The organism is Burkholderia sp. LS-044 (genome assembly GCF_004803625.1).
Taxonomy (GTDB): Bacteria; Pseudomonadota; Gammaproteobacteria; order Burkholderiales; family Burkholderiaceae; genus Burkholderia; species Burkholderia cepacia.
Genome location: NZ_SSWO01000010.1, coordinates 163,971 through 187,655, shown reverse-complemented (window position 1 = coordinate 187,655; position 23,685 = coordinate 163,971). Strand labels below are relative to the sequence as shown.

The 23,685-nt window shown below is 67.5% G+C and carries 22 protein-coding genes; 11 read left to right on the top strand and 11 right to left on the bottom strand.

Annotated elements, in window-relative coordinates; all coding sequences use genetic code 11:
- Nucleotides 1–153: 153 nt before the first annotated feature.
- On the top strand, nt 154–681 hold the full coding sequence (gene ppa / locus E9536_RS25295; protein ID WP_027786751.1) for an inorganic diphosphatase: 528 nt from the start codon (nt 154–156) through the stop codon (nt 679–681).
- Nucleotides 682–737: 56 nt separating this feature from the next.
- On the opposite strand, the gene E9536_RS25290 is transcribed toward ppa, so the two are convergent.
- Nucleotides 738–1,622, bottom strand: coding sequence for a GIY-YIG nuclease family protein (locus E9536_RS25290; RefSeq protein WP_136471062.1), 885 nt, complete (start codon nt 1,620–1,622; stop codon nt 738–740).
- A 49-nt stretch (nt 1,623–1,671) separates the two neighbouring features.
- Nucleotides 1,672–2,706: an AraC family transcriptional regulator gene (locus tag E9536_RS25285; RefSeq protein ID WP_124839275.1), complete on the bottom strand. Its 1,035-nt coding sequence runs from the start codon at nt 2,704–2,706 to the stop codon at nt 1,672–1,674.
- A 150-nt stretch (nt 2,707–2,856) separates the two neighbouring features.
- Here E9536_RS25285 and E9536_RS25280 point away from each other — a divergent pair, with 150 nt between their 5' ends.
- Complete coding sequence (locus tag E9536_RS25280) at nt 2,857–5,115, top strand: glycoside hydrolase family 3 C-terminal domain-containing protein (RefSeq protein ID WP_059697669.1); 2,259 nt, start codon at nt 2,857–2,859, stop codon at nt 5,113–5,115.
- Between the two features lie 85 nt (nt 5,116–5,200).
- Here E9536_RS25280 and E9536_RS25275 read toward each other — a convergent pair whose 3' ends face one another.
- On the bottom strand, nt 5,201–6,379 hold the full coding sequence (locus tag E9536_RS25275; RefSeq protein WP_027786755.1) for a GNAT family N-acetyltransferase: 1,179 nt from the start codon (nt 6,377–6,379) through the stop codon (nt 5,201–5,203).
- A gap of 110 nt (nt 6,380–6,489) precedes the next feature.
- Here E9536_RS25275 and E9536_RS25270 point away from each other — a divergent pair, with 110 nt between their 5' ends.
- Both E9536_RS25270 and E9536_RS25265 read left to right on the top strand, forming a co-directional pair.
- Nucleotides 6,490–8,199 (top strand): NAD+ synthase, encoded by a 1,710-nt coding sequence (locus E9536_RS25270; protein ID WP_136471060.1) that lies wholly within the window; start codon nt 6,490–6,492, stop codon nt 8,197–8,199.
- Between the two features lie 83 nt (nt 8,200–8,282).
- The gene (locus E9536_RS25265; protein WP_006398637.1) at nt 8,283–8,621 is read left to right on the top strand and encodes a P-II family nitrogen regulator; all 339 of its coding nucleotides are present in this window, start codon (nt 8,283–8,285) and stop codon (nt 8,619–8,621) included.
- A 136-nt stretch (nt 8,622–8,757) separates the two neighbouring features.
- On the opposite strand, the gene E9536_RS25260 is transcribed toward E9536_RS25265, so the two are convergent.
- Both E9536_RS25260 and E9536_RS25255 read right to left on the bottom strand, forming a co-directional pair.
- Nucleotides 8,758–9,837, bottom strand: a complete 1,080-nt coding sequence (locus tag E9536_RS25260; protein WP_034195856.1) for a porin — start codon at nt 9,835–9,837, stop codon at nt 8,758–8,760.
- A 563-nt stretch (nt 9,838–10,400) separates the two neighbouring features.
- Nucleotides 10,401–11,327, bottom strand: coding sequence for a LysR family transcriptional regulator (locus E9536_RS25255; RefSeq protein WP_060174821.1), 927 nt, complete (start codon nt 11,325–11,327; stop codon nt 10,401–10,403).
- 133 nt (nt 11,328–11,460) lie between these two features.
- Here E9536_RS25255 and E9536_RS25250 point away from each other — a divergent pair, with 133 nt between their 5' ends.
- Nucleotides 11,461–11,958 (top strand): GNAT family N-acetyltransferase, encoded by a 498-nt coding sequence (locus E9536_RS25250; RefSeq protein ID WP_021158490.1) that lies wholly within the window; start codon nt 11,461–11,463, stop codon nt 11,956–11,958.
- Nucleotides 11,959–12,034: 76 nt separating this feature from the next.
- Here the strand turns inward: E9536_RS25250 and E9536_RS25245 are convergent, their stop codons facing one another.
- From E9536_RS25245 to E9536_RS25230, 4 genes are all read right to left on the bottom strand, one after another.
- The gene (locus E9536_RS25245) at nt 12,035–12,814 is read right to left on the bottom strand and encodes an ABC transporter ATP-binding protein (RefSeq protein WP_027786759.1); all 780 of its coding nucleotides are present in this window, start codon (nt 12,812–12,814) and stop codon (nt 12,035–12,037) included.
- Nucleotides 12,815–12,832: 18 nt separating this feature from the next.
- Nucleotides 12,833–13,546, bottom strand: coding sequence for an ABC transporter permease (locus E9536_RS25240; RefSeq protein WP_027786760.1), 714 nt, complete (start codon nt 13,544–13,546; stop codon nt 12,833–12,835).
- A complete protein-coding gene (hisQ, locus tag E9536_RS25235; RefSeq protein ID WP_027786761.1) occupies nt 13,543–14,232 on the bottom strand; it encodes a histidine ABC transporter permease HisQ in 690 nt (229 codons plus the stop codon). Before hisQ ends, E9536_RS25240 begins: the two co-directional genes overlap by 4 nt.
- A 241-nt stretch (nt 14,233–14,473) precedes the next feature.
- Complete coding sequence (locus E9536_RS25230) at nt 14,474–15,256, bottom strand: ABC transporter substrate-binding protein (RefSeq protein WP_021158492.1); 783 nt, start codon at nt 15,254–15,256, stop codon at nt 14,474–14,476.
- Nucleotides 15,257–15,625: 369 nt separating this feature from the next.
- On the opposite strand from E9536_RS25230, the gene E9536_RS25225 reads away from it, so the two are divergent.
- Nucleotides 15,626–16,321, top strand: a complete 696-nt coding sequence (locus E9536_RS25225) for a pirin family protein (protein WP_060083252.1) — start codon at nt 15,626–15,628, stop codon at nt 16,319–16,321.
- A 73-nt stretch (nt 16,322–16,394) separates the two neighbouring features.
- Here E9536_RS25225 and E9536_RS25220 read toward each other — a convergent pair whose 3' ends face one another.
- The gene (locus tag E9536_RS25220; protein WP_027786763.1) at nt 16,395–16,946 is read right to left on the bottom strand and encodes a periplasmic heavy metal sensor; all 552 of its coding nucleotides are present in this window, start codon (nt 16,944–16,946) and stop codon (nt 16,395–16,397) included.
- 224 nt (nt 16,947–17,170) lie between these two features.
- On the opposite strand from E9536_RS25220, the gene E9536_RS25215 reads away from it, so the two are divergent.
- Together E9536_RS25215 and E9536_RS25210 are read left to right on the top strand one after the other, a co-directional pair.
- Nucleotides 17,171–17,896 (top strand): response regulator, encoded by a 726-nt coding sequence (locus tag E9536_RS25215; protein WP_021158495.1) that lies wholly within the window; start codon nt 17,171–17,173, stop codon nt 17,894–17,896.
- Nucleotides 17,880–19,196: an ATP-binding protein gene (locus E9536_RS25210; RefSeq protein ID WP_059697659.1), complete on the top strand. Its 1,317-nt coding sequence runs from the start codon at nt 17,880–17,882 to the stop codon at nt 19,194–19,196. The genes E9536_RS25215 and E9536_RS25210 overlap by 17 nt, the downstream gene beginning before the upstream one ends.
- A 42-nt stretch (nt 19,197–19,238) precedes the next feature.
- Here the strand turns inward: E9536_RS25210 and E9536_RS25205 are convergent, their stop codons facing one another.
- On the bottom strand, nt 19,239–19,505 hold the full coding sequence (locus E9536_RS25205; RefSeq protein ID WP_027786765.1) for a hypothetical protein: 267 nt from the start codon (nt 19,503–19,505) through the stop codon (nt 19,239–19,241).
- A gap of 509 nt (nt 19,506–20,014) precedes the next feature.
- On the opposite strand from E9536_RS25205, the gene E9536_RS25200 reads away from it, so the two are divergent.
- The 3 genes from E9536_RS25200 to E9536_RS25190 are packed head-to-tail and all read left to right on the top strand — an operon-like array spanning nt 20,015 to nt 23,656.
- Nucleotides 20,015–21,772, top strand: coding sequence for an ABC transporter permease subunit (locus E9536_RS25200; protein WP_059686637.1), 1,758 nt, complete (start codon nt 20,015–20,017; stop codon nt 21,770–21,772).
- 22 nt (nt 21,773–21,794) lie between these two features.
- Entirely contained in the window at nt 21,795–23,132 is a 1,338-nt protein-coding gene (locus tag E9536_RS25195; RefSeq protein WP_027786767.1) for a nitrate/sulfonate/bicarbonate ABC transporter ATP-binding protein, read from the top strand.
- Between the two features lie 53 nt (nt 23,133–23,185).
- Nucleotides 23,186–23,656, top strand: a complete 471-nt coding sequence (locus E9536_RS25190) for a hypothetical protein (protein ID WP_060172936.1) — start codon at nt 23,186–23,188, stop codon at nt 23,654–23,656.
- The last annotated feature ends 29 nt before the right edge of the window (nt 23,657–23,685 follow it).

Here is a 23,685-nt window from a genome sequence, read left to right as displayed (position 1 = left end):
CGGCCGGACATCGGGAACGATTATCGCGCCGATCGTCATCCGGACGCCACCGGTCGATTGGCTATAATGGCGCATTCCGCTGGGGGACGCCTGCGGCGATGCATCGGCCGCGGCGCCCTGTCCCGAATTCCCATCGACCTACAGAGAGTGCTCATGAGCTTCAACCATGTTCCGGCCGGCAAGGACCTGCCGCAAGATTTCAACGTGATCATCGAGATTCCCGCGCAAAGCGACCCGGTGAAGTACGAGGCGGACAAGGAACTGGGCCTCCTCGTCGTCGACCGTTTCATCGGCACGGGCATGCGCTATCCGGTGAACTACGGCTACATCCCGCAGACGCTGTCGGGCGACGGCGATCCGGTCGACGTGCTGGTGATCACGCCGTTCCCGCTGCTGGCAGGCTCGATCGTGCGTTCGCGCGTGCTCGGCATGCTGCAGATGACCGACGAGTCGGGCGTCGACGCGAAGCTGGTCGCGGTGCCGCACGACAAGGTCTGCCCGATGACGGCCAACCTGAAGTCGATCGACGACGTGCCCGAGTACCTGAAGGACCAGATCAAGCACTTCTTCGAGCAATACAAGGCGCTCGAGAAGGGCAAGTGGGTGAAGGTCGAAGGCTGGGCCGGCATCGAAGCCGCGCACAAGGAAATCGCCGACGGCGCAGCGAACTACAAGAAGTAAGCCGGCTGGCCGGCCTCGCGGCCGGTTCGTTCGGAACGCAAACCGCGCGTGTCTCGTCAGGAGGCCGCGCGGTTTTGTTTTGTGCGCGGGCCGGCGCCCGGGGTGGCCTTCTTTCGGGGGCGCGCGGGGGCCGGCGCAGGCAGGGCGGTCGCGTTCGATGCGCTTCTCGCACGATTCGCGCGCGTGGCGCGGCCGGTGGCGGTGACCGGATTCGCCGGGGTTTCGACCGCGTCGGCGGTGGTCTTTGTTGCCGATGCACGGCTGCGCGCCGGCGCGGCAGCAACGTCGGTGCGTGGTTTGGCGACGGACTTGCCGCCGGCTGCCGGCGCTTTCCGCTTCGGTGCGGCCTTCGTGGCCTTCGTGGCCGCCTTGCCGCGAGACGGGCCCTTTTTCACTTCGGCTGCGTCGTCGGTCTTCGCACGCTTCGTGGCAGGCGTGGCCTTGGTCTTCTTGGGCGCTTGCGCGGCCTGTCCGCGCTTCACGGTTTTTGCGGGCACGGACGCTTTCCCGTCATTCCCGGCCTTCGCGGCTTTCTTGACGGGCTTGTCCGTTTCAGCGGCCTGCGTCGCGATGTCGACAGACTGCGCCTTCGCCTTCTTCTGCCCGCGCTTACCGGCCTTCAACCCTGCCTTCAACCCGGCCGCATCGACGTTCCCGTCGATCGACATCCCGGCCGGCAACACCGACTCGAGCGTCCGGATCCCGGCCGCCAGTTCGCGTTTCTGCGCGGCCGTGAGCCGCTTCACCCAGTACTCGGCACGCGATGCGATCGACCGGTCGGGCAGCGGGAACGACGCGAGCACCGCGCGCGGCTTGCGCGAGCGCGTGTAGCGCGCGCCCTTGCCGGACGCGTGCTCGTCGAAGCGCGCGGCGACATCGGTCGTGATGCCCGTGTAGACGCTGTCGTCGGCGCATTCGATCAGGTACAGAAACCAGGACATGGCAGGGCGGCGGGATGCGAAGCCGCCAGTGTCTCAGAAAAGGCGCGTGTCAACGCCATCGATCGCCGTGCCCGTCGCGAAAACGGCTCGGCGCCGCGCCGAGTTCGCGCGTGAAGAAGCGCGTGAACGCGCTCGTCGAACGGAAGCCGACGCGCACGCCGATCTCGCCGATCGGCAGTTGCGTATTCAGCAGCAGGTCGCGCGCCTCGCCGAGCCGCGCCTGCGCGACGAGCGCATGAAAGCCGACCGCCTCGCGATGCAGCCGCCGGCGCAGCGTCCAGCGCGACATCGCGAAGCGCGTGCACACGTGCTGCATCAGCGTGTCGGTCGGTACATCGGCTTCGTCGGCGGTACGCAGCCAGTCGCGCACGCATTGCTCGACCGACGAGCCGAACGTCGAGCGCACGCGTACACGCTCGCGCACGGCGTCGGCCGCGTGACGCTGAATGCCGGCGAGCGGCGCGTTGTAGCGTTCGAACGGCGTGTCGAAGTGCGCGGAGCGCAGCACGATGCGGTTGTGCGCGGCATCGAACGACATCGGTGCGCCGAGCATGTCGCGCAGCGCGGCGGTGGGTGCGAACGCGCGGCCGGCGAAGGCGGCGTCGTCGACGCACACGTGCGGATCGTACAGGCGGGCGAGCGCGGCGAGGATCGCGAGGTTCGCGAATGCGCTGCCCGCGTGCCGGCCGTCGCCTTCGTTCACGTATTCGAGCGCGATCGCGTCGCCGTTCTCGTGCGCGAACACCCAGTCGACGTTGCCGATCAGCTCGCGATAGTGCAGGTAGCCGTGCAGCGCGTCGCGCAGTGTCGCCGCGTTGCACGTGACGCCCGCGAGTTCCGGGAACGGCGCGAGCCACGGCACGACCTGCGGCGGCGGGCAATGCCACGACAGCGGCCATGCGCTCGTGAGCCGCATCGCGGCGACGTGCCGGTCGCCCGCGATGCGGCGCGTGTCGTCGGCAAGCTCGGCCGGACCGATGCCGAGCGTGTCGTAAAGCGGTGCGAGATCGATGCCGTTCGCGCGCGCGTCTTCGCACAGCCAGCGGTAGATCCGCACGGATACCGATTTCTGTTGCAACTCCATGTCTGTCCCCCTTCGTCATGCCGTTCGGGTTTGTCCCCGCTGCGAGAGGTCAACGCATGCTCCTGCCGGTCAAGCGTGGTGACCGGTCAATTTTTAGACTCGGACGCTGGAGTGTGGCGACAAGTACAACAGAACGATTCAGGAGGATCAATGAAAACTTCGCTGTTCCGGTGTTCGACGATTGCGTCCGCGTGTGCGCTCACGGTGCTGCTCGCGTCGTGCGGCGGCGACGACATCCACGCGGGTCCGGCCGCGCCGGCCGACCCCGATGCCGCGGCCGACCAGCGCGCGGCCGCGCTCGTCGCGCAACTGACGACCGACGAGAAACTGCAGCTCGTGCACGGCACGGGCCTGCCGGCGCTCGACCTGGGCGGCCCGTTCCCGGCCGACGCACTCAATGGCGCGAGCTACATCCCTGGCGTGCCGCGGCTCGGCATTCCGGCCGTCAGCAGCGCCGATTCGGCGGGCGGCGTGAACGTGAAGAACGCGCGCGTGACCGCGCTGCCCGCACCGGTCGCGCTCGCGGCAACGTGGGACCCGGCGCTCGCCGGCACCTACGGCACGCGCATCGCGCTCGAACTGCGTGCGCTCGGGTTCGCGGAAGGGCTCGGCGGCGGCGTGAACCTCGCGCGCGAGCCGCGCAACGGCCGCACGTTCGAATACATGGGCGAGGATCCGGTGCTCGCGGGCACGCTGAGCGCCGCGCGCACGCAAGCGACGCAGGCGCAGAAGGTGATCGCGACGATCAAGCATTTCGCGTTCAACGACCAGGAAACCAACCGGATGACGATCGATTCGGTCGTCGACGAGCGGACCATGCGCGAGGCCGAACTGCTCGCGTTCGAGATCGGCGTGAAGGACGGCCAGCCGGGCAACGTGATGTGCTCGTACAACAAGCTGAACGGCGTGTACGCGTGCGAGAACCCGTATCTGCTGACCACGGTGCTGAAGAACGAATGGGGCTTCAAGGGCGTCGTGCAGTCCGACTGGGGCGCGACGCATTCGACGGTCGCGGCCGTGCAGGCGGGGCTCGACGAGGAGGAACCGGGCGCGGCGGACGACAACAACGCGCCGCTCGGCTCGTTCTTCAACACGAAGCTGCGTGCGGCGCTGCAGGCCGGCAGCGTGTCGGCCGCGCGGCTGAACGACATGGTGCAGCGCAAGCTGCGCACGCTGATCCGCATCGGCGTGATGGACGCACCGCCGAAGCCGGGCGGCGCGATCGACGAAGCGGCCGGCAACGCCGATGCGCTCGCGATCGCGCGGCAATCCGCGGTGCTGCTGAAGAACGCGGCCGCGCCCGGCGATGCGCAGCCCGTGCTGCCGCTGGCGGCCGGCGCGCTGAAGTCGGTCGTCGTGATCGGCGGGCATGCGGACGCGGGCGTGCTGTCGGGCGGCGGCTCGGGCGCGGTGCCGGCGATCGACGGCAATGCGGTGACGACCTGCCAGCAACCCGCCGACACGCTGTTCGGCGGCTGTGCGACGTGGTACAAGTCCGCGCCGCTCGCGGCGATTCGCGCGAAGGCGCCGAACGCGGCGGTCAGCTACCTCGACGGAACCGACGCGAATGCCGCGGCGAGCGCGGCCGCGCAGGCCGATGTCGCGATCGTGTTCGCGACGCAGTGGCAGACGGAAGGGCTCGACCTCGCGAGCCTGTCGCTGCCCGATGCGAAGGCCGATCCGTACAACCAGCAATACGACCAGAACGCGCTGATTGCGGCGGTCGCGGCGAAGGCGAAGCGCGTGATCGTCGTGCTCGAGAACGGCAGCCCCGTGCTGATGCCGTGGCTCGCGAACGTGCATGGCGTGCTCGAAGCGTGGTATCCCGGCGCGCAGGGCGGCCAGGCGATCGCCGATCTGCTGTTCGGCGATGCGAACCCGTCGGGCCGGCTGCCGCTGACGTTCCCGAAGCAGGAGGCCGACCTGCCGCAGCCGGCGATCGATCCGTCGCGCACGCAGACCGTCTACGCGGAAGGGCTCGCGTACGGCTATCGCTGGTTCGACGCGAAGGCGATCGAGCCGCTGTTCCCGTTCGGCTACGGGCTGTCGTACACGACGTATGCGTTGTCGGCGATGTCCGCGCGGGCCGATGCGGCAGGCAACGTGACGGTCGGCGTGACGGTGACGAACACCGGCGCGCGGGCCGGTGCGCAGACGGTGCAGATCTACGCGGCACTGCCCGCGTCGCTCGGCGAACCGCCGAAGCGCCTCGTCGGCTGGACCAAGGTCGCGCTGCAGCCGGGCGAGGCGCGTACCGTCAGCGTTGCGGTGCCGGCGCAGCGCTTCGCGGTGTGGGATGCGAATGCGCATGCGTGGCGGATCGCCGCGGGCAGCTACGGGCTGTCGGCGGCGGCTTCGTCGCGTGACCCGCAGGCGCAGTCGACGACGGTGACGCTCGCCGCGCACTGAGCCGGGCGGCCACGCGGCATGCGGCGTGGCCGGTCGCGGTCTCGCCGCATGCCGGCACGTACCGGCACGTTCCGGCGCGCAGTCGTTACCCGGCGCCGCGCCGGAACGGATCGTGTTCGCGCAATTCGTCGACGTACGCGTGGATATGCTCGGTCTCGCGTTCGAGAAAGCGCGCGACGGCGTCGGAGAATGCCGGGTGCGCGAGCCAGTGCGCGGAGTGCGTGACGGTCGGCAGGAAGCCGCGCGCGAGCTTGTGTTCGCCCTGCGCGCCGCCTTCGAACGTGTCGAGCCCGGCCTCGATGCAGAATTCGAGCAGCTGGTAGTAGGCCGTCTCGAAATGCAGGCACGGCACGTGCTCGACCGCTCCCCAGTAGCGGCCGTACAGCGTGCCGCCGCCGTTCTCGCCGCGCCGGTAGACGGCGAGTGCGCTCGCGATCGGCTGGCCGCCGGCTTCCGCGATCACGAGCAGCAGGTTCTCGGGCATCGTCGCACCGATCGTGCGGAAGAAGTCGAGGTTCAGGTACGGGCTCGAATAGTGTTCGCGATAGGTCTGCCGGTAGCAGCGCGAGAAGAAGCGCCAGTCGGCGTCGGTGATCCGGTCGCCGGTCAGCCGCCGGAACGTCACGCCCGCCTCGTGCACCTTGCGCCGCTCCGCGCGGATGTTCTTGCGCTTCTTCTGCTCGAGCGTGCCGAGGAAATCGTCGAAGTGGCGGTAGCCGTCGTTGATCCAGTGGAACTGCACGCCTTCGCGCAGCATCATGCCCATCGATTCGAGGAGCGCCGCTTCGTCGCCGGTCGGGAACAGCACGTGCAGCGACGACACGTCGCTCTGCTCGGCGAATGCGAGCAGCGTGGCCGCGAGGCGGCGGCGCGCATCGTCGTCGGCCGCGAGCAGGCGCGTGCCCTGCACGGGCGTGAACGGCACCGCGCACAGCAGCTTCGGGTAGTACGGCAGGTCGTTGCGCTGGTACGCGTCGGCCCAGGCCCAGTCGAACACGTATTCGCCGTACGAATGCTGCTTCGCGTAGACGGGGGCGGCGGCCGCGAGGCGGCCGGTGCGCTCGTCGGTCAGCGTGACGAAATGCGGCGACCAGCCGGTGTCGTCGACCGCGCAGCGCGCGACGTGCAGCGCGTCGAGGAATTCGTGGCGCAGGAAGGGCGTCGGCTGCGCGTCGCGGGCGAGCAGCGCGTTCCATTCGTCGGCCGGGACCTCCGCGGGAGACGACAGGATGCCCGTGCGATAATCGATGCGTTCGTGTTTCAAGCGTGAATCCGTACCGTTCTGTGTCGCCGGATGCGAGGGCCTGCGTGGCCCGCACCGGGACGATTTCGTCAGCCGTTCAGGGCGCGCCGCCGGGCTGCGCCAATCCCGCCATGAAGACCCGACTCGCTCTCGCCCAGATCAACGTCACCGTTGGCGATTTCGCCGGCAACGTCGCGCGGATCATCGCGGCCGCGCGCGCCGCGCACAACGATGGTGCGCAGTTGATGGTCGCACCCGAACTTGCGCTGTCCGGCTATCCGCCGGAAGACCTGCTGCTGCGGCCGGCGTTCTACGCGGCGGCCGCGGCCGCGCTCGACGCGCTCGCCGGCGCCTTGAAGGCGTTCGACGGGCTCGCGGTGCTGGTCGGCCATCCGTTGCGCGGCGCGCCGGGCGGCGATCCGCATGCGCCAGCCGTCGATGGTAATGCAAACCGCCCGATCGAGCGCGGCGTGCCGCCCACCGATACCTACAACGCGGTATCGCTGATCGTCGGCGGCGAGATCGTCGGCACCTACCGCAAGCAGGACCTGCCCAACACCGAGGTGTTCGACGAGAAGCGCTACTTCGCGACGGACGCCGAGCCGCTCGTGTTCGAGCTGAACGGCGTGAAGTACGGCGTGATCATCTGCGAGGATGCGTGGCATGCATCGGCCGCGCAGATCGCGAAGGCGGCCGGCGCGCAGGTGCTGCTGATCCCGAACGGCTCGCCGTACCACATGAACAAGGAAGCGGTGCGCGTCGACATCCTGCGCGCGCGGATTCGCGAAACCGGGCTGCCGATGGTGTACGTGAACCTCGTCGGCGGCCAGGACGAACTCGTATTCGACGGCGGCTCGTTCGTGCTCGACGCGCAGGGCGCGCTCGTCGCGAGGATGCCGCAGTTCGACGAAGGGCACGCGATCGTCGAATTCGACGGCGCGCGGCCGCTGCCCGGCGCGATCGCGCCCGAGCTGTCGACCGACGCGCAGGTGTACCGCGCGCTCGTGACCGGCGTGCGCGACTACATCGGCAAGAACGGCTTTCCGGGCGTGCTGATCGGGCTGTCGGGCGGTGTCGATTCGGCGCTGGTGCTCGCGGTCGCATGCGATGCGCTCGGACCCGGGCGCGTGCGCGCGGTGATGATGCCGTCGCGCTTCACGGCCGACATCTCGACCACCGATGCGGCGGACATGGCGCGGCGCGTCGGCGTGCGCTACGACGAGATCGCGATCGCGCCGATGTTCGACGCATTCCGCGCATCGCTCGCGGGCGAGTTCGCGGGCCGCGCGGAAGACGCGACGGAAGAGAACATCCAGGCGCGCATCCGCGGCACGCTGCTGATGGCGCTGTCGAACAAGTTCGGCTCGATCGTGCTGACGACCGGCAACAAGAGCGAGATGGCGGTCGGCTACTGCACGCTGTACGGCGACATGGCCGGCGGCTTCGCGGTGATCAAGGACATCGCGAAGACGCTCGTGTACCGGCTCTGCCGCTATCGCAACGAAACGGCCGACTATGCACTGCGCGACGTGATCCCCGAGCGGATCCTCACGCGTGCGCCGTCGGCCGAGCTGCGCGAGAACCAGACCGACCAGGACAGCCTGCCGCCGTACGACGTACTCGACGCGATCATGCGGATGTACATGGAAGAGGATCGGCCGCTCGCCGAGATCGTCGCGGCCGGTTATGCGCAGGCGGACGTCGAACGCGTGACGCGGCTCATCAAGATCAACGAATACAAGCGCCGCCAGGCGCCGATCGGCATTCGCGTCACGCATCGCGCATTCGGGCGCGACTGGCGCTACCCGATCACGTCACGTTTTACCGAACGCCTCGACTGAGCCGTGATGGGCCGCATGCGGCTCGCAGGCTTACAATCGGGGTCGCGATTTTTCATCCAAACGAGCATTGGGGGACAACCACCATGAAACGCATCACTGCCATCATCAAGCCGTTCAAGCTGGACGAAGTCCGCGAAGCGCTCGCCGAAGTGGGTCTCACGGGCCTGACCGTGACGGAAGTGAAGGGCTTCGGCCGCCAGAAGGGGCATACCGAGCTGTATCGCGGCGCCGAATACGTCGTCGACTTCCTGCCGAAGATGAAGATCGAGGTCGTCGTCGCGGAAGCGCAGGTCGACCAGGTGATCGACGCGGTGATCGGCGCGGCGCGCACCGGCAAGATCGGCGACGGCAAGATCTTCGTGTCGGATGTCGAGCGCGTGATCCGCATCCGCACCGGCGAAGAGAACGAAGCGGCCGTCTGAGCGCCGTATTCGTCAGCGGGCCGTTTCAGGCCCCGCCAATAAAAAACGGTGCGATACCCGGTTGGGTACCGCACCGATACGCGCCTCTCGCAGCAGCGTGGAAAGTGTTGCCGAATCGTTCTTTGACGGCGCCTGATCAGAACAGGTGCTGGATGCCGGCGTAGACGCCGGTCTGGCTGCCGCCCGGATTCGGGTTGCCCGTCGACACGGCCGTACCGGCGCCGTTCGCGTTCAGGCCGAAGTTGGCGTTCTTGCTGTTGCGCACCGTCGCGACCTGCAGGTCGAACAGCGTGCGCTTCGAGATGTTGTACGAGCCGCCGACGGTGTAGATGTTCGCGTTGCCGCCGCCGTGGTTCGCGTTCACGTGATACACGGCCGCGATCAGCGCCGCTGCCGGCGTTGCCTGCCACGTCACGCCGCCCCAGACCTGCTGGGTGCCCGTCACGCCGGCGTTCACTGCCGGGCCGCCGCTGCCGTCCGCGCGCGAGGCCTGGTAAGCGGCCTGAACCTTGAACTGGCCGAGGAACACGTTCACGCCCGCGAAGTATTCACGCGAGTAGTTGAACACGTCCGAGAAGCGGCCGTTGCTGTCGCGCGTTTCGTCGTAGATGCCGCGCAACTGGAACAGCGAATTCGTATAGGTGACCTGTGCGCCGGCTGCACGGCCCGGTTGGCCGGCCGTCGTGTTGCCGTTGAAGCTGGTCGAGTTGGAGAACGAGAACTGGCCGTAGAAGTCGAGGCCGTAGAACTGCGGCGACTGGTACGACACGTTGTTGCTGGTCTTGTTCCAGTTGCGGCCGCGCACCAGCGAGGCCGTCGACCAGGCCGACTGGCCGAACGGGTCGAAGTCCCACACGCCGTTGGCGATTGCGAGTTCACGACCCAGCAGCAGCGTACCGTAGCGATCGTTCGAGATACCGACCGTCGCATAACGATCCCAGATCGAGCCGCTGAAGCCGCCCGTCATCGTATTGAACGCACCTTCGAGGTGGAACAGGATCTTGTTGCCGCCGCCGATGTCTTCGGTGCCCTTCAAGCCCCACAGGCTGGTGCCCCAGTCGCCGCTTTCCGCGCGCACCTGGTGGCCGTTTTGCAGGCCGTTCAGGTACTCGAGGCCGGCATCCAGGCGACCATACAGCGTGACGCTGCTCTGCGCGTGCGCCGTCACCACCCCAGCAGCCATCAGCGCGGCCGCGACCAAAGCTTTCTTCATCATCTCCTCCATACCCTGTCAAAAAGTCAACCCAGACTGCACGAGATGCCCGGAGCGCGAGCGCCGGGCAAAAGCGGGATAACCAGGGAGACCTCGTGCAGGGCCGGTAAGCGCAGCACGCGGGCAAGCGGACGGAAAACCGTTGAGCGGTCCCGCGCAGCCGGGTCGGCCTGCGGGGTCTCCTTGTAGTGTCGTGAAGCTAAACTACATTTCACGAACTTCGTTTTGCTACTTTGGTTACTAATTTAGCAAAAATACAATTTTGTGGCGATGGAAATCGTTGTTTGACTAACACCTGTCGCCAAATTGCCATGCAACACGGTAGGCAACAGGTGCGCCGAGGGTTTGCAATTAACGGAAAACCCTTGTCCCACAAGGGAGACACGGCTTTCGCAAACATGGATCAAGGATTGCCACTATTGACGTTGCAGGGGCCGCGGGCGTAAGCGCCATACAAGAGGAATTGGTAAGTATTTCGTAATGAATGGGCGGGCACCGGACGTCGCCGGCCCGTGCCTGTCGCGCTGGCACGGCAACCCGCGACGCGGTGCGCCGGCGCGCCCCGGTCAGGCAGGCTCCGGCCTCGCTTCGAGCAACTGCGTGCGAATCCAGCGATGCGCATCGGTGCGCGCGTGCTTCGCGTGCGAGTAGACCTTCACGGTGTAGCGCGGGATCTCGAACGGCGCCGGAAAGATGCGGATCGGCGCCGCGTGCCGCAGCGCCTGCGCGGCGCGGTTCGGCACGGTCATCAGCAGCGCGGATTCCGCAATCAGGAACGGCGCGGCCAGCACGGTCGGCAACTGCACGGCGACTTGCCGTGCGAGGCCGAGCCGGTCGAGCACGTGGTCGACGACGCCGCGCGACTCGTTCCACGGCGTGACGACCACGTGGCGTGCCGCCAGGTACTGGTCGAGCGTGAGCCGCCGGCGGACGTCCGGATGCGCGGCGCTCGCGATGACGACGTAGTCGTCGGAGAACCAGTCGAAGTCCTCGATGCCCGGCGCGTCGGCCGCCGATTCCTCGTGGTAGCCGAGCGCGAAATCGATGCGGCCGGCCGCGAGTTCGTCGACGGAAATCTTCCGGTCGGAATGCACGACGCGGATCCGCAACCGCGGCGCGACATGCTGGATGCGCGCGAGAAACGCCGGCAGCACCGCGAATGCCGTGTAGTCGGTCGCCGCGAACACGAACGTGCGGTCGCTTTGCGCGGGATCGAAGCGGCGCGCGCGGGCAAGCCCCTTCGACATCGCGTCGAGCGCGTCGCCGGCCCAGGTGGCGATGTCGTCGGCGCGCACGGTCGGCTGCATCTCGTTGCCGAGGCGCACGAACAGGGCATCGCCGATCGCGTCGCGCAGCCGCGCGAGCGCGTGGCTCAGCGCGGACGGGCTCAATGCGAGCTCGTGCGCGGCCGCGGCGACGGACCGGTGGCGGTACAGCGCGTCGAACACGAGCAGCAGGTTCAGGTCGAGACGGCGCAGGTCGGGATGCATCATGTTCAGGTCAGGATGAAAAACCTGCACTTCCTGCAGGCGCTGCGTGAACGTAGCATGACGATCTGATTGGCGCCAGCGCGGCTGCGCGGCGCCGCTTTCCGTTTCAAGTCCGGGCCGGAGGAGGGCTCATCCCGTGCAAATCGACATTCGTTCCGCCACCGTCGCCGACGTGCCGCAGATCCTGCGTTTCATTACCGAACTGGCCGTCTACGAGAAGGCGGAGCACGAAGTGGTCGCGACGCCCGCGTCGCTCGAGCGCAGCCTGTTCGGCGACGGATCGCCGGCGCGTGCGCTGATCTGCGAGGTCGACGGCGAGCCGGCCGGCTTCGCCGTGTATTTCTTCTCGTATTCGACGTGGCTTGCCCGGCAGGGGCTGTATCTCGAGGACCTGTACGTGTCGCCGCGTTTTCGCGGCGCGGGCGCCGGGCTGCGGCTGCTGAAGGCGCTCGCGCGGATCGCGGTCGAGTCGGGCTGCGGGCGTTTCGAGTGGAGCGTGCTCGACTGGAACGAGCCGGCGATCCGCTTCTACGAGAGCGTCGGCGCGGCGCCGCAGAGCGAATGGGTGCGCTACCGGCTCGCGGGCGACGAACTGCGCGCGTTCGCCGACAGCGCGCCGGTAAGCGCCGCATGAACGCCACGTAAATGCCACGTAAACGCAAAACGGGCGCCGCGAGGCGCCCGTTCGAACGTCGTGCGTTTCGTGCGCGTTACTTGAGGCTGCCGGACAGGAACCCGCGCAGGCGTTCGCTCTTCGGGTTCGCAAACACCTCGGACGGCACGCCTTCTTCCTCGACGCGGCCCTGGTGCAGGAACATCACGTGGTTCGACACGTTGCGCGCGAAGCCCATCTCGTGCGTGACGACGATCATCGTGCGGCCTTCCTCGGCGAGCTTCTGCATCACCTTCAGCACTTCACCCACCAGTTCCGGGTCGAGCGCCGACGTCGGTTCGTCGAACAGCATCACGTCCGGATGCATCGCCAGCGCGCGCGCAATCGCGACACGCTGCTGCTGGCCGCCCGACAGGTGTGACGGATACTGCTTCTCGACGCGCGGCGCGAGGCCGACTTTCTCGAGATACGCGCGCGCACGCTCCTCGGCTTCCTTCTTCGGGATGCCGAGCACGTTCACGGGCGCTTCCATCACGTTCTCGATCACGTTCATGTGCGACCAGAGATTGAAGTGCTGGAACACCATCGACAGCTTGGTGCGCACGCGCTGCAGCTGCTTCGTATCGGCCGCGCGCAGCGCGCCCGTCTTGTCGAGCGCGGTGCGCACTTCCTCGCCGTCGACGAAGATGCGGCCCGCATTCGGCTGCTCGAGGAAGTTGATGCAGCGGAGCATCGTGCTCTTGCCGGAGCCGGACGAGCCGATCACGCTGATCACGTCGCCCGAGTTCGCCTTCAGCGACACGCCCTTGAGCACCTCGTTGTCGCCGTATCGCTTGTGCAGATCGTCGACGAAAAGCTTCTGAGTCTGGGAATTCATCAATAGTCCTGCGAAAACTTACTTGCCTTGCGGGCGCAGATACGCGAGCCAGCGACGCTCGGCCTGGCGGAACAGCCACACGAGCGTGAACGAGATCACGAGGTAGAGCAGGGCGGCGATGCCGAACGCATGGAACGACATGTAGGTCGCCGAGTTCACGTCGCGGGCGATCTTCAGGATGTCCGGTACGGTCGCGGTAAAGGCGACGGTGGTCGCGTGCAGCATCAGGATCACTTCGTTGCTGTACAGCGGCAGCGCGCGGCGCAGTGCCGACGGCAGGATCACGCGGCGATACATCGTGAACGTGGACATCCCGTAGGCACGCGCGGCTTCGATCTCGCCGTACGACGTCGCCTTGATCGCGCCCGCGAAGATCTCGGTGGTGTACGCGCAGGTGTTCAGCGTGAACGCGAGCAGCGTGCAGTGCATCCCGTCGCGGAAGAACGCGTCGAGCATCGGCGTGCCGCGCACGGCCTGCAGGCTGTAGAGGCCCGTGTAGCAGAGCAGCAGCTGCACGTAGAGCGGCGTGCCGCGGAACACGTACGTGTAGAGCCACACGGCGCCCGACAGCCACTTCTTCTTCGACACGCGCGCGACGGCGAGCGGCACCGACAGGCAGAAGCCGAGGCCGATCGACACGACCAGCAGCCACAGCGTGATCGCGACGCCGGTGATGCGGTAGCCGTCGGTGTAGAGGTAGTTGCGCCAGTATTCTTGGATGAGGTCGATCATAGGTCAGCCTTGCGGACGCCGGTCGAGTAGCGCTTTTCGAGCCACATCAGCACGAAGTTCGAGATCGTCGTGATCGCGAGGTAGACGGCACCGGCGATCAGCGTGAAGAAGAAGAACCGCAGCGTGCCCTTGCCGGCGTCCTGCGACGCCTTCACGACATCGGCCAGGCCGATGATCGACACGAGCGCGGTCGACTTCACGAGCACCTGCCAGTTGTTGCCGATGCCCGGCAGCGCGAAGCGCATCATCTGCGGGAACATGATCCGCGTGAACACCTGCCAGCTGGTCATCCCGTACGCGCTGCCGGCCTCGAGCTGGCCGCGCGGCACCGACAGGAACGCACCGCGGAAGGTCTCGGTGAAGTACGCGCCGTAGATGAAGCCGAGCACGAGCACACCGGCGAGGAACGGGTCGATGTCGATCTGGTCCCAGCCGAGCGCGTCGGTCGCCATGTTCAGCCAGATCTGCAGGCTGTAGAACAGCAGCAGCATCAGCACGAGGTCGGGCACGCCGCGGATCAGCGTGGTGTAGACGGTGCCGACGCCGTTCGTGAAGCGGTTGCGCGACAGCTTCGCGCCCGCGCCGAGCAGCCCCAGCAGGAACGACAGCGCAAGCGAAAGCACCGCCAGTTTGACGGTTTGCCAGGTGCCAGCGAGGATCAGCGGGCCGTAACCTTGTAGAAACATATGTGGTCCCTGGTGTGGTCCCTAGTGGGGTCCCGTAGGGCGCACGCGGTGCGCCGCGAAAGACGCGCCCGCCAAGCTGCGCGGAACGCCCCGTGCGTATCATGACCGTCCGCCCCGGCATCGGTGCCGGGCCAGCCCGTCGCGCGAGCGGCGGGCGAGGGGGCGGGCGGCGCGTGGTCGACTGCCTGTACTGCCCGGACACGGGGCCGCCCCCGCATCCGTTGCCTCTTCTTTTCGACGCTCAGCGGGCCGAAGCCGAATAGACGCTGAACGCGAAATACTTGTGCGACAGCCGGTCGTACGTGCCGTCCTTGTGCATGTCGGCCAGCGCCTTGTTGATCTTGAGCTTCAGGTCCGTATCTTCCTTGCGCAGGCCGATCGCGGTGCCGTCGCCGATCGTCTTCGGATCCTTCACTTCCGGCCCGGCGAACGCGAAGCCCTTGCCGCGCGGCGTGCGCAGGAAGCCGTAGTCGGCTTGCAGCTCGTCCTGCAGCGTCGCGTCGAGGCGGCCCGAGCCGAGATCGGCATAGACCTGGTCCTGGTTCTGGTAAGGAATGATCGTCACGCCCTGCGGCTCCCAGTACGCCTTCGCGTAGGTTTCCTGCGTCGAGCCCTGCTCGACGCCCACGCGCTTGCCCTTCAGCGAGGCGATCGTCGGCAGCAGCGGCGAACCGGCCTTCGCGATCATCCGCGCCGGCGCGTCGTATACCTTGTCGGAGAAGTCGATCTGTTCGCGGCGCTTGTCCGTGACGGTCAGCGACGACACGATGACGTCGTACTTCTTCGCCTTCAGCGCCGGGATGATCCCGTCGAGATCCTGCGCCACCCACACGCATTTCACGTTGATTCGCTTGCAGATTTCCTTGGTGAGATCGACGTCGAACCCGACGATCTCGCCGCTCGGCGCGGTCGACTCGAACGGCGGGTAGCTGGCGTCGACGCCGATCCGCACGGTCTTCCACTCCTTCGCGAAGGCGCTGCCCGCCACGAGGGCGAGGGCGGCGCACAGGGCGGCCTTCTTCATTTCGATCCTTCTGTTGCTGACTTTCCGGGGGCGCTCGCGGCCGGTCGGACCGGGCGCCGCGGCGTATTCTAGACGGCCAAAATTCGCCGATCGGCGCTCTGGCGATGGCGGCCGCCGGAACGGCGAACGCCAAAAGGGCGGTATTTTACCCGAACGCGAAACCCGGAAACCGGCAATCCGGGCCGACCGATCGATTCTTCGAGGCATTGATCCGGCTGTTGCGATAATCGCCGCATTCGCAGCGGGCATTGGGTCAATTGCATCCGCAGATGCAACGATGCAGTGCGCGAGCGGTGGATTGTGGCGCGATTGGCACACTCATACAGTGACGGCATACCAGAACAGCGCCTCTCACGGAGTGTCCGTCCCATGTTCCAGATCCGCCGCGCCGCCGATCGCGACCAGCGCAGCCATGGCTGGCACGAATTCCTTCACAGCTTTCCTTGCGCGTCCGCCCGGAGCGGGCCGCCGGTCTTCGGCGCGTTGCGCGAACTGAACGAGGAATGCATCGCGCCGACCCGCGGCTACGGGATGCGGCCGTACCGGGATGCGGAAATCGTCACCTACGTGCTCGACGGCGCGCTCGCGCACCGCGACAGCCTCGGCAACGGGGCAATCGTGCGTGCGGGCGGCGTGCAGCGCTTGAGCGCCGGCACCGGCGTCATGCTCAGCGAAGCCAACGCGTCGTGCGACCAGCCGCTGCGCCTGCTGCGGATCTGGCTCGCGCCGGCCGGGGCGGGCGGCCGGCCCGGCTACGCGCAGACGCGCTTTGCCGACGGCGAGAAGCGCGGGCGGCTGCGGCTCGTCGCGGCGCCCGACGGCGGCGGCGGCGCGCTGCCGTTGGGCGCGGACGCACGCATCTTTGCGGGACTGATCGACGGTGACGAGGCGGCGGCGTTCGACCTGCCGGCCGGGCGCCGCGCCTATGTGCACGTGGTGCGCGGTGACGTCGCGGTGAACGGCCGCGCGCTGGCCGCGGGTGACGGCGCGCGGATCGGCGGCGTGGACGCGGTGGCGTTCGCACGCGGCCGGGCGGCCGAGGTGCTGCTGTTCGACGTCGCCTGAAACGCAAAAGGGGACGCAGGGCGGTGCCCGCGTCCCCTTCGAGGATGCCGCTCCGCGGAGCGGCCCCGCCGGCTTACTGCGCCGGTGCCGACGCGGCCTTGGCCGCGCGGTGCTGCTGCCAGCGCTCCTTCATCTTCTCGTGGCGCTGTTCCATCTTCGCGAACTGCTGCTTGAGCGCCGTGCTGACCGTGGTCTTCTGCTGGTCGTTCAGGCCGTTGTAGAACGCGAGCCACGCGGCGGACGTCTGCTCGCGCAGTTGCGCGTTCTGCTGCTCGGCCTGCTGGCGCGCGGCGTGCATCGCGCTGAGATCGAGGATCGGCTGGTTCTGCTGCGCCTTGAACTGCTCGCGCATCTGCTCGTGGCTCTTGCGCATCGCGTCATGGTTCTGCTTCATCGTGTTGACGGCGGCCTGCCACTGCTGTTCCTGCGATGCGTTGAGCTTCAGCTGGTCGTGCAGTTTCATGATCACGCCGAACGGGCCGCCGTCGTGCCCGCCGTGCATCTGGTGGGCGCCGGGGCCGCCCGGAGGCGGCATGTCGCCGGGTTGCGCGGCGTGCGCGGTGCCGAATGCGAGAGCGAGCACGGTGGCGGCCGCGATGGCCACGCGGGAAGTCTTCTTATACATTTCAGAAACTCCTTGTATCCAAAGGGTCCGGCGATGCGGTGCCGGGAAAGCCGTGTACCGCATCCGGTAAGACGCAGGTTAGCGAGGCAGGCCCCGGCCGGTGTTACGTGGCGCGGTGGCCGGGTTACCGCGCATTACAGTTCCCTTGCGCGGTAACCCGCAGTAACCCTTTCGTCCCTTTGTTTCGTTCTTCGACTCCGCCCTCGCGCGGTAAACTTCGAGCCATGACTACCCAGATCCTCATCGTCGACGACGACCAAGAACTCCGAGACCTGCTGCGCGACTATCTCGTGCGCCAGGGGATGGAAGTGTCCGTGCTGCACGACGCGGCGACGCTCGAGAAACGCCTCGAGCGCGAGCGGCCCGACCTGATCGTGCTGGACCTGATGATGCCGGGCGTCGACGGCCTGACCGCGCTGCGCCAGTTGCGCGCGGCCGGCGACGACATCCCCGTGATCATGCTGACCGCGCGGGCGGACGACGTCGACCGCATCGTCGGGCTCGAGCTCGGCGCGGACGATTACCTCGGCAAGCCGTTCAACCCGCGCGAGCTGCTCGCGCGCGTGCAGGCCGTGCTGCGCCGCCGCCGCGCGACGCCGTCGGCGGCGGCGCCCGAGCAGCGCGAGCCGTTCGGATTCGGCCGCTTCGTGCTCGACTTCCAGGCGCGTACGCTGTCGGTCGACGGCAAGCCGGCCACGCTGTCGAGCAGCGAATTCGCGCTGCTGAAGATCTTCGTGAACCATGCGCTGCGCACGCTCACGCGCGAGCGGCTGCTCGAGCTGCTGCACGGGCCCGAGTACGACGGCACCGACCGCGGCATCGACGTCCAGGTGTGGCGCCTGCGCCGCATTCTCGAAACGGATCCGTCGACGCCGCGCTTCATCCAGACGGTGCGCGGGCGCGGCTACGTGTTCGTGCCCGACGGCGAGGCCCATGCGCAAACCCATTGATTCACTGTTCGGGCGGCTGGCGCTGCTCGTCGTGGGTGTCCTGCTCCTGTCGCACTTCGCGTGGTTTTTCGCGATGCGGCTCGAGCGCAGCCAGATGCAGACGCGCTACGCGGTCGAAGAGGCCGCGTTCCTGGTCGACGCGGTGCGCCAGCACGTCGAGCGCACGCCCGACCAGCCGTTGCCGTCGCGTGTGCGGCTCGTGGCGCCGGACAGCGCCGACGTGCCGAACGGCGATCCGTCGAGCCTGCCGGCGGCGCTCAGGCGGTTCCGCGACGACGTGAGCGAGCGGATGCCGCCCGGCACGCGCGTCGAGCTCGGCGCACCCGGCCATCCGCCGGTGCTGTGGGTGAAGGAGCCGACCGACCGCAACTGGATCGTGGTGCCGGTGCAGCCGCTGCGGCCGCCGCGCTCGCTCGACCGGATGCTGCTGTGGCTCGGCACAATCTTCTCGGCCGGCGTGATTGCCGCGCTGTTCGCGGCCTGGCAGCTGCAGCAGCCGTTGCGTTCGCTTGCGCGCGCGGTCGCGCGCTTCGGCCGCGGCCAGCCGGTGCCGCCGTTGCGCGAGCGCGGCCCGCGCGAGCTGCGCCAGCTCACGCACGGCTTCAACCAGATGGTGGAGCAGGTGTCGCAGGCCGAAAGCGACCGTGCGGTGATGCTGGCGGGCGTGGCGCACGACCTGCGCACGCCGCTTGCGCGGATGCGGCTGCGGGCGGAAATGATGGACGACGTCCGGCTGCGCGATGGCGTCGTGCGCGACGTCGATTCGATGTCGCACATCGTCGACCAGTTTCTGGTGTTTGCCCACGGCGGGTCCGATCGCAGCGAGCCGGTGCCGGTCGATCAGGCGTGCGAGCGGATCGCACGCAGCTATCGCGCGGTCGCGCCGAACGCGCCGACGGTCCAGACCCGGCTCGACGCCGATCCGGGCTTCCGCCTGCCGACGGCGACGCTCGACCGGATCCTGTCGAACCTGCTGGACAACGCGCATGCGTACGGTGCGCCGCCCGTGCTCGTCGAGACGGCGCGCACGCCGGCCGGCTATGTGCTGTCGGTCAGCGACAGCGGCGGCGGGATCGCCCCGCGCGATCTCGCGGCGGCGACGCGGCCGTTCGTGCGGCTCGATCCCGCACGCGGCGGGAACGGCCACAGCGGGCTCGGGCTCGCGATCGTCGAGCGGCTCGTACTCAGGCTGGGCGGGGCGTGCGACATCGGCAACCGCCCCGAAGGCGGCCTGCGTGTCGCGATGACGTTCCCGTTCGAGGCCGTGCCGAAGGACGAACCCCACGCACAGGCCGCGTGAGCGGCTGCGGCGCCGGCCCGGCCGGGCTGGCGCCGCGTGGCATCATTCGCCGAACAGCGTGCCGAGCGTCTCGGCCGCGTTGCTGTCGATGGTGTTGTAGGTCACGCTGGTGGCCTCGAAGATGTAGACGGTCGTATACCGGCCGAGGCGCTCCAGGATTTCTTCCTGCAGCGATTCAGGCACGACGTTCATGTTGAGGTACCATGCCGTCGACGACAGCCGCGTCTGGAACGACCCGTATTCCTGCATCAATTCGTAGAACGCGTCGGCATCCTGATCGCGGCAGACGATCACCAAGTTTCCTGCCATTCCCTTTCCTCCCGCTCGTCGATCGATCCCCAGGGCCTGCGGATACCGGGAACGCGCAAGCGTTGCCATCGGTACGGCCGCAACCGACCCCAGGGGCCAGCCCCGATCATACCCGCTTAGTCGTATCGGGCTGATGACGCCCGACATGGTTTGCGCGTGCGTGCGGCGGGCGGGTTCCCGGCCGGGCCGGATCACGGCATAATTCGGGCCTGCGTGCCGGCCGAAGGAGTGCGGCCGGGCTGCTTGTACCGCGCACCCGTCATTCGCCCGCGCGCCAGGCACGATCCGTGCACCGCCTGCGCCGTTCCCGGACGGTTGTACCTGAAATACAGGTTGGTGTAGTGTCGTGCCGTCGCGGGCCGGCACGTCCGGCGCGCGGCAGCGCGTGCACGCACGGCGCACCGCGCTCGCGCGCGATCGTCAGTCAATCGAATTACCGCACCCGTGCGCTTTGCCATGAATCAACATCGACTGCCGGCTTCGTTCGGCCTTACCGGGGAGGGCGCCTGATGAACGTCGGATTCTTCAATCCGAACCGGACCGCCAACGCGTCCGCATGGCGTGTTCTGCCGAACCGGTGGGATTTCATCGCGTTTCCGCTGATCATCTGCCTGATCGCGATGGCGGTCGTCGGTTTCCACGAAACGATGGCGCCGATCGGCACCCTGCAGACGCAGAAGATCTCGCTCGACCCGTCGAACCTGCCCGAATACGCGCTGCGCACCACGCTGCGGATGCTCGCCGCGATGGTCGCGTCGCTCGCGTTCACGCTCGTCTACGGCACGCTCGCGGCCAAGAGCCGTCGTGCCGGCATGGTGCTGATCCCGATCCTCGACATCCTGCAGTCGGTGCCGGTGCTCGGCTTCATCTCGTTCACCGTCACGTTCTTCCTCGCGCTGTTCCCGAGCCGCGTGCTCGGCGCCGAGCTCGCGGCGATCTTCGCGATCTTCACGAGCCAGGCGTGGAACATGACGTTCAGCTTCTACCAGTCGCTGCGCACGGTGCCGCGCGACCTCGACGAAGTGTCGCGAGGCTTCCACCTGACGTCCTGGCAGCGCTTCTGGAAGCTCGAAGTGCCGTTCTCGATGCCCGGCCTGATCTGGAACATGATGATGTCGATGTCGGGCGGCTGGTTCTTCGTCGTCGCGTCGGAGGCGATCACCGTCGGCAACCAGACCATCACGCTGCCGGGCATCGGCGCGTATCTCGCGCAGGCGATCTCCGACAAGAACTTCGGCGCGATCGGCTGGGTGATCCTCACGATGACCGTCGTGATCCTCGCGTACGACCAGTTCCTGTTCCGCCCGCTGATCGCGTGGGCCGACAAGTTCCGGATGGAGAACACCGCGTCGGGCGACGCGCCGCAATCCTGGCTGCTCGACCTCGTCCGCCGCACGCGCCTGATTCATCAGCTGCTCGTGCCGGCCGGCTGGTTCTTCGCGAAGGCCGCGCGGATTCCGCTGCGCCTGCCGCTGTCGGGCGCGATGCGCTTCACGCTGCCGAAAGTCGAGAAGAAGGCGTCGCGCACGGTCGACATCGCATGGGCCGCGCTCGTGCTGCTCGGCACGGCCTATATCGTGTGGCGCGTCATCAGCTTCGTGTCGACCGGCGTAACGATGGCCGAGGTCGGCCATGTGGTCATGCTCGGGCTCATCACGCTGCTGCGCGTGGTCGTGCTGATCGCGATCGCATCGGTCATCTGGGTGCCGATCGGCGTGTGGATCGGGCTGCGTCCGCGGCTCGCCGAGAAGCTGCAGCCGCTCGCGCAGTTCCTCGCCGCGTTCCCGGCGAACCTGCTGTTCCCGGTGTTCGTGATCGTGATCGCGCGCTTCCACCTGAACGCCGATATCTGGCTGTCGCCGCTGATCGTGCTCGGCACGCAGTGGTATATCCTGTTCAACGTGATCGCCGGTGCGACGTCCTACCCGAACGACTATCGCGAAGCGGCGACGAACTTCCGCATTCGCGGCTGGCAGTGGTGGCGGCAGGCGATCCTGCCCGGCATCTTCCCGTACTACGTGACCGGCGCGATCACCGCATCGGGCGGCGCGTGGAACGCGAGCATCGTGTCGGAAGCCGTGCAGTGGGGCAATACCAGGATCGAGGCGCACGGCCTCGGTGCCTATATCGCGCAGACCACCGCCGCCGGCGACTTTCCGAAGATCATCCTGGGCATCGCCGTGATGTCCCTGTTCGTTACCCTGTTCAACCGCCTGCTGTGGCGTCCGCTGTATGCCTTCGCCGAAGCGAAGCTGCGGCTCGACTGAGACCGATTGAGAGCGAAACGCGATGCACAATCCGAATGCTGTAAACGCCCCCGTCCAGACGAACCAGCCGCCGCGCCTCGGTGAGGAAATCCTGCGCGTCGACCACGTCTGTCGCGGCTTCAACAAGACGCAGGGCGAGCTGCTCGTGCTCGACGATGCGAACCTGTCGCTGCGCGAAGGCGAGATCGTCGGCCTGCTCGGCCGTTCCGGCTCGGGCAAGTCGACGCTGCTGCGCATCATCGCCGGGCTGATCGAGCCGACCGGCGGCGAGGTGACCTACCTCGGCAAGCCGCTGCGCGGCCCGGCCGAAGGCGTCGCGATGGTGTTCCAGACCTTCGCGCTGTTCCCGTGGCTCACCGTGCTGCAGAACGTGGAAGCCGGGCTGGAAGCGCTCGGCGTCGGCGCGCGCGAGCGACGCGAGCGTGCGCTTGCCGCGATCGACCTGATCGGTCTCGACGGTTTCGAGAACGCGTACCCGCGCGAGCTGTCGGGCGGCATGCGCCAGCGCGTGGGCTTTGCGCGCGCGCTCGTCGTCGACCCGACGATCCTGCTGATGGACGAGCCGTTCTCGGCGCTTGACGTGCTGACCGCCGAAACGCTGCGTACCGACCTGCTCGACCTGTGGACGCAAGGCCGCATGCCGATCAAGTCGGTGCTGATCGTCACGCACAACATCGAGGAAGCGGTGTTCATGTGCGACCGGATCCTCGTGCTGTCGTCGAATCCGGGTCGCGTGATCGCCGAGATCAAGGTGCCGTTCAAGCATCCGCGCAACCGGCTCGACCCGGCGTTCCGCAAGCTGGTCGACGACATCTACGCGAAGATGACGGCCCGCCAGACCGGCGAGGCGACGAAGAAGGGGCTGGAGCTCGGCAGCTGGCTGCCGCAGGTGTCGACCAACCTGATGGCCGGCCTGATCGAGACGCTCGCGATGGCGCCGTACCACGGTCGCGCGGACATGCCGGAAATCGCGCGCACGCTGCATCTCGAGGTCGACGACCTGTTCCCGATCGCCGAAGTGCTGCAATACCTCGGCTTCGCGGACGTGCGGGAAGGGGACGTGTTCCTGACGCCGCCGGGGCGCGTGTTCGCGGAATTCGGCACGCAGGAGCGCAAGCTGATGTTCGCCGACCACCTGCTGAAGCACGTGCCGCTCGCTGCGCGGATCAAGAAGGTGCTGAACGAGCGCCCGGGCCATCGCGCGCCGCGCGTGCGCTTCGAGCAGGAGCTGGAGGATTTCCTGTCGGACGGTGCCGCCGAGGAGACGCTCGACGCGGTGATCGACTGGGGGCGTTACGGCGAGATCTTCTCGTACAACGACCAGACGGAGATCTTCAGTCTCGAGGACGTCGAGACCTGAAGCTGGCCAGGTCTCGACAGCATCCGGCGGACACGGCGCGAATTCCATGACCTATGACTGAAAAAGGGAATCTGTACGCCGTCGCGGTGGAAACGTTTGACCTGGTGCTCGTATCCGTTATCGACTCCCCGGGTCCACAGATCTTTCGGGCGAAGGTCGAGCGCATCTATTCCAGCGGCAAGAGCATCACGCCGGATCGCCTCGGGGCGGTGATCGAGTTCTGCGGGGGTCCGCCGACCTGGGGCAATGTGCCGCTTCAGGCCGGGGAGTGCGCCCTCATGTTCGTGAGAGTGCAGGCCGGCATGCTCCATGAATATCCGTGGCGCGGACACATGGTGCTGGAGGAGATGGACGGGGAATCGTACGCCAGGCTGCAGATTCCCGAGTTGTGGTTGAGGGACGATCTGCCGGAAGCCGTGAAGGCCGCGACGCGTCCGCATCCGACCAGGCGGAATGCGTCGATCGTCAGGCTCGGTGTGCTGGAGCATTACCTGATGGACTTGATCGGAAAGTCGGCGCGCTGAGCCGAGCGCGCGATTCATGCGCAATGATT

Excerpts from the sequence above, each read along its gene's own strand:
- E9536_RS25215 (WP_021158495.1), top strand. The coding sequence starts at position 17,171 with ATGACTACCCAGATCCTCATCGTCGACGACGACCAAGAACTCCGAGAC.
- E9536_RS25210 (WP_059697659.1), top strand. The coding sequence starts at position 17,880 with ATGCGCAAACCCATTGATTCACTGTTCGGGCGGCTGGCGCTGCTCGTC.
- E9536_RS25205 (WP_027786765.1), bottom strand. The coding sequence starts at position 19,505 with ATGGCAGGAAACTTGGTGATCGTCTGCCGCGATCAGGATGCCGACGCG.
- E9536_RS25270 (WP_136471060.1), top strand. The coding sequence starts at position 6,490 with ATGAAGACCCGACTCGCTCTCGCCCAGATCAACGTCACCGTTGGCGAT.
- E9536_RS25280 (WP_059697669.1), top strand. The coding sequence starts at position 2,857 with ATGAAAACTTCGCTGTTCCGGTGTTCGACGATTGCGTCCGCGTGTGCG.
- E9536_RS25200 (WP_059686637.1), top strand. The coding sequence starts at position 20,015 with ATGAACGTCGGATTCTTCAATCCGAACCGGACCGCCAACGCGTCCGCA.
- E9536_RS25220 (WP_027786763.1), bottom strand. The coding sequence starts at position 16,946 with ATGTATAAGAAGACTTCCCGCGTGGCCATCGCGGCCGCCACCGTGCTC.
- E9536_RS25285 (WP_124839275.1), bottom strand. The coding sequence starts at position 2,706 with ATGGAGTTGCAACAGAAATCGGTATCCGTGCGGATCTACCGCTGGCTG.
- E9536_RS25265 (WP_006398637.1), top strand. The coding sequence starts at position 8,283 with ATGAAACGCATCACTGCCATCATCAAGCCGTTCAAGCTGGACGAAGTC.
- E9536_RS25190 (WP_060172936.1), top strand. The coding sequence starts at position 23,186 with ATGACTGAAAAAGGGAATCTGTACGCCGTCGCGGTGGAAACGTTTGAC.
- ppa (WP_027786751.1), top strand. The coding sequence starts at position 154 with ATGAGCTTCAACCATGTTCCGGCCGGCAAGGACCTGCCGCAAGATTTC.
- E9536_RS25290 (WP_136471062.1), bottom strand. The coding sequence starts at position 1,622 with ATGTCCTGGTTTCTGTACCTGATCGAATGCGCCGACGACAGCGTCTAC.
- E9536_RS25230 (WP_021158492.1), bottom strand. The coding sequence starts at position 15,256 with ATGAAGAAGGCCGCCCTGTGCGCCGCCCTCGCCCTCGTGGCGGGCAGC.
- E9536_RS25260 (WP_034195856.1), bottom strand. The coding sequence starts at position 9,837 with ATGATGAAGAAAGCTTTGGTCGCGGCCGCGCTGATGGCTGCTGGGGTG.
- E9536_RS25245 (WP_027786759.1), bottom strand. The coding sequence starts at position 12,814 with ATGAATTCCCAGACTCAGAAGCTTTTCGTCGACGATCTGCACAAGCGA.
- E9536_RS25255 (WP_060174821.1), bottom strand. The coding sequence starts at position 11,327 with ATGATGCATCCCGACCTGCGCCGTCTCGACCTGAACCTGCTGCTCGTG.
- hisQ (WP_027786761.1), bottom strand. The coding sequence starts at position 14,232 with ATGTTTCTACAAGGTTACGGCCCGCTGATCCTCGCTGGCACCTGGCAA.
- E9536_RS25225 (WP_060083252.1), top strand. The coding sequence starts at position 15,626 with ATGTTCCAGATCCGCCGCGCCGCCGATCGCGACCAGCGCAGCCATGGC.
- E9536_RS25195 (WP_027786767.1), top strand. The coding sequence starts at position 21,795 with ATGCACAATCCGAATGCTGTAAACGCCCCCGTCCAGACGAACCAGCCG.
- E9536_RS25240 (WP_027786760.1), bottom strand. The coding sequence starts at position 13,546 with ATGATCGACCTCATCCAAGAATACTGGCGCAACTACCTCTACACCGAC.